Origin of the sequence: Streptomyces sp. FH025, from assembly GCF_017427025.1 — a bacterium.
Lineage (GTDB): Bacteria > Actinomycetota > Actinomycetes > Streptomycetales > Streptomycetaceae > Kitasatospora.
On sequence record NZ_JAFLNG010000817.1, the window covers coordinates 1 to 3,067 of the forward strand.

5 protein-coding genes are annotated in these 3,067 nt (G+C 73.4%); 3 read left to right on the top strand and 2 right to left on the bottom strand.

Going from position 1 to position 3,067, the window contains the following annotated elements:
- Positions 1 to 27: 27 nt before the first annotated feature.
- Positions 28 to 366 carry a hypothetical protein gene (locus tag J0670_RS34310; protein ID WP_207816285.1) on the bottom strand — a complete coding sequence of 113 codons (339 nt, stop codon included), beginning with the start codon at positions 364 to 366 and terminating at the stop codon, positions 28 to 30.
- Positions 367 to 591: 225 nt separating this feature from the next.
- Between J0670_RS34310 and J0670_RS34315 the strand changes: the two genes are divergently transcribed.
- From J0670_RS34315 to J0670_RS34325, 3 genes are all read left to right on the top strand, one after another.
- Positions 592 to 816 (top strand): hypothetical protein, encoded by a 225-nt coding sequence (locus tag J0670_RS34315; RefSeq protein WP_207816287.1) that lies wholly within the window; start codon positions 592 to 594, stop codon positions 814 to 816.
- 38 nt (positions 817 to 854) lie between these two features.
- Positions 855 to 1,493 (top strand): endonuclease, encoded by a 639-nt coding sequence (locus tag J0670_RS34320; RefSeq protein ID WP_207816289.1) that lies wholly within the window; start codon positions 855 to 857, stop codon positions 1,491 to 1,493.
- Positions 1,494 to 1,594: 101 nt separating this feature from the next.
- Complete coding sequence (locus J0670_RS34325) at positions 1,595 to 2,716, top strand: AI-2E family transporter (protein ID WP_207816290.1); 1,122 nt, start codon at positions 1,595 to 1,597, stop codon at positions 2,714 to 2,716.
- 15 nt (positions 2,717 to 2,731) lie between these two features.
- On the opposite strand, the gene J0670_RS34330 is transcribed toward J0670_RS34325, so the two are convergent.
- The coding region (locus J0670_RS34330; protein ID WP_243437932.1) for a DUF488 domain-containing protein at positions 2,732 to 3,067 on the bottom strand (336 nt) is incomplete at its 5' end.

Sequence of the window (3,067 nt, forward strand, 5' to 3'; positions counted from 1 at the left end):
GCCCTGATCGGGCCTGATCAGGGCTGATCAGGCCTGGTCCGCCGCCCCGGTGACGGTGATCCCGTGCGTGGCCAGCGCCGCGATCAGGCTCTCCGGGTCGTCCGGGGTGATCACCGGCTTGATCCGCCCGGCGAGGTCGACCACGAAGGCGACGTCCTTGTGCGGGCGCCCCGGGTCGAGGTTGTAGTAGTGCGTGAAGTCCCCGGAGCCCCAGATCCGCCACCGCCCCCTGACCGGCGTCAGCGGCACCCGTCGCAGCCCGCGGATCTGCCCGTACGGGATGCGCTTGGCAGTCGCGATCGGGAAGTAGTAATGGCGGATGACCAGTTCCCGCTCGGTGCACGCCACCAGACCGTCGTCGTACATACCGACCATGCTAGAACCCGGGAACCCCCGCGCCGCCGCTCAGCCGCCGACCCGCAGGTGGTGGCCCCAGCAGCCCTGCCACCAGCCCGCGCAGGCGTCCCCCGAAAGGGGGAACCGACGGCCGCTGTCGGCACAACCATCCCACCGGGCTCGGCCAGGTGGCCGTTCCCGGGCCCCCGGGCTTGCATGGGAGTGACCGAACCCCGGCGATCCGGAGGTAGTCCCGTGTACGAGATGTGGGCCGAGCACGACCCGGCAATATCCCCGCCCGCAGTGGTGTGGCACGTCATGGCGAAGGACGGTTCGACGTCCTCACTCTGCGGGCGGTTCCTCGAACCTTCCCAACGCATCACACCCGCGGCCGACGGCAGCGGCCCGACACTGCCGGACCGCTACTGCGACCCCTGCCTGGTCACCGTCCGCGAGACGCTGGCGGCGGCCGACCGTTAGCCGAGGGAAGGGGCGTACACGATGGGAGGCGCCTGGCGATGACCGTCGACGCGATCACCGCCAGGCTGCTGTCCGAACACGGCCGGACGTACGCCGAGGAGGCCGGGATCACGCTGCGCGACCAGCCCTCGCCGCTGTACCGGCTGCTGGTCCTCACCGTCCTCTGCTCGGTCAGGATCAGCGCCGGCATCGCCACCGCGGCGGCCCGGGAGCTGTCCGCCGCCGGATTCCGGACACCACGGGAGATGGCCGACTCCACCTGGCAGGACCGGGTGGACGCACTGGGCAGAGCCCACTACGTCCGGTACGACGAGAGCACCGCGACCGCCCTCGGCACCGGGGCGCGGCTGGTCCTCGACCGCTGGCACGGCGACCTCCGCCGGATGCGGGACGAGGCCGACGGCGACCCGGGCGTCCTGCGGGACCTCCTGCGGGAGGTCCCGCGGATCGGCCCGGTCGGCGCGGGCATCTTCTGCCGGGAGGTCCAGGCGGTGTGGCCCTGGCTGCGCCCGTACTTCGACGACCGGGCCTGCCGGGCCGCCCGTGACCTCGGGCTGCCGCACACGCCCCGGGGCCTCGGCGGCCTGGTCCCGCCGGAGGAGCACGCCCGGCTGGCCGCCGCGCTGGTCCGGGTCAGCCTGTCCAAGGACGCGCTGACGGACCTCCGGGCCGCATGACGAGAGCAGCATGACGACAGCGGCACGACGACAGATGCACGACGACAGATGCACGACGACAGCCGTAGGACGACAGCCGGCCACAGCCAGGGAGGCGGCCCGTGGGAGTGAATCGCGCCGGACCGGACCGGCACCCCCGAGCGGCCGCACGCCGGGCCCGCCTCCGGGCCCGCCCCGGCGCCTCGGAGGAACGGGTACCGCTCGGGCTGCGGACCGCGGCCGGGTACGCCTGGCGGCTGCTCGTCCTCGGGGTGGCCGCGTACCTCTCCGTCTCGGTGCTCACCCACCTCCAACTGCCGCTCGTCGCCGTGTTCCTGGCGCTGGTCATCACCTCGGTGCTGCGGCCGTTCGTCGACCTGCTGGCCCAGTCGGTGCCCCGCCCGCTCGCCGTCCTGTTCGCCTTCCTCTGCGCGGTGGTGCTGGTCGGCGGGGTGCTCACCCTGGTCGGGACGACCGTCGCCGACGAGTGGAACCGGCTGGGCGCCGAACTGCGCGGCGGCGTCACCCGGATCGAGCACTGGTTGACCGGGGCGCCCTTCCACCTGAGACCGGGCACCGTCACCGGCCTGCGGTCCAAGATCGGCGAGTTCGTCTCCGCCCACCGCTCCACGCTGCTCAACACCGCGCTCAGCGGCGCCAGTACCGTCGTCGAACTCCTCACCGGCCTCGCCCTCGCGATGTTCTGCTCGGTGTTCTTCCTGCACTCCGGTGACCGGATGTGGTGCTGGGCGCAGCGCCAACTCCCGGCCCGGGTACGCCCGGTGTGGGACCGCGCGGGGCTCGCCGCCTGGCGCACCTTCGCCGGCTACACGCGTGGCATCCTGATCGTGGCGGCGACCAACGCCGCCCTGGTCGGCATCGCGCTGGCCGTCCTGCGGGTGCCGCTGGTGCTGCCGCTGATGGTGCTGGAGTTCGTCGCGGCGCTCATCCCGCTGGTCGGCTCGCCGATCGCGCTGGCCATCGCCTCGCTGGTCGCCCTGGCTGCCCGGGGCCCGCTGATCGCCCTGCTGGTGCTCGCTCTGATCGTGGTCATCGGCCAGCTGGAGGGCCATCTGCTGCACCCGCTGGTGCTCGGCTGGTCGGTCCGGATCCACCCGGTGGCGGTGGCCCTGTCGGTGATCGGCGGCGCCGTCCTGGCCGGGGTGCTGGGCGCGGTGGTGGCGGTGCCGGTGGTGTCGGTGGCCTGGGCGGTGCTGGGCGAACTGCGCGGCCCCGAGCCGTGACGGGGGCCGGTTCCGTTACTTCGCCGCTGCCAGCCACTCGGCGAGGACGGCGGCCTGGCTGTGGTCGACGTCCTTGGTGGCGGTCAGCAGCGTCACCCCACCGTGCGCGGCGAGGTCGCGCAGGTGCCCGGCCGCCTCGCGGTGCCCGGCGTCCCGCAGTTCGGCACGGTAGCGGCGGCGGAACTCGGCGAAGCGGCTCGGCTCGTGCCCGTACCACTGCCGCAGTTCGGTGGACGGCGCCACGTCCCGCAGCCACTCGTCCAGGTGGGCGTCCTCCTTGCGCACCCCGCGCGGCCAGACCCGGTCGACGAGCACCCGCCGCCCGTCCTGCGCGGAGGACTCCTCGTAGAT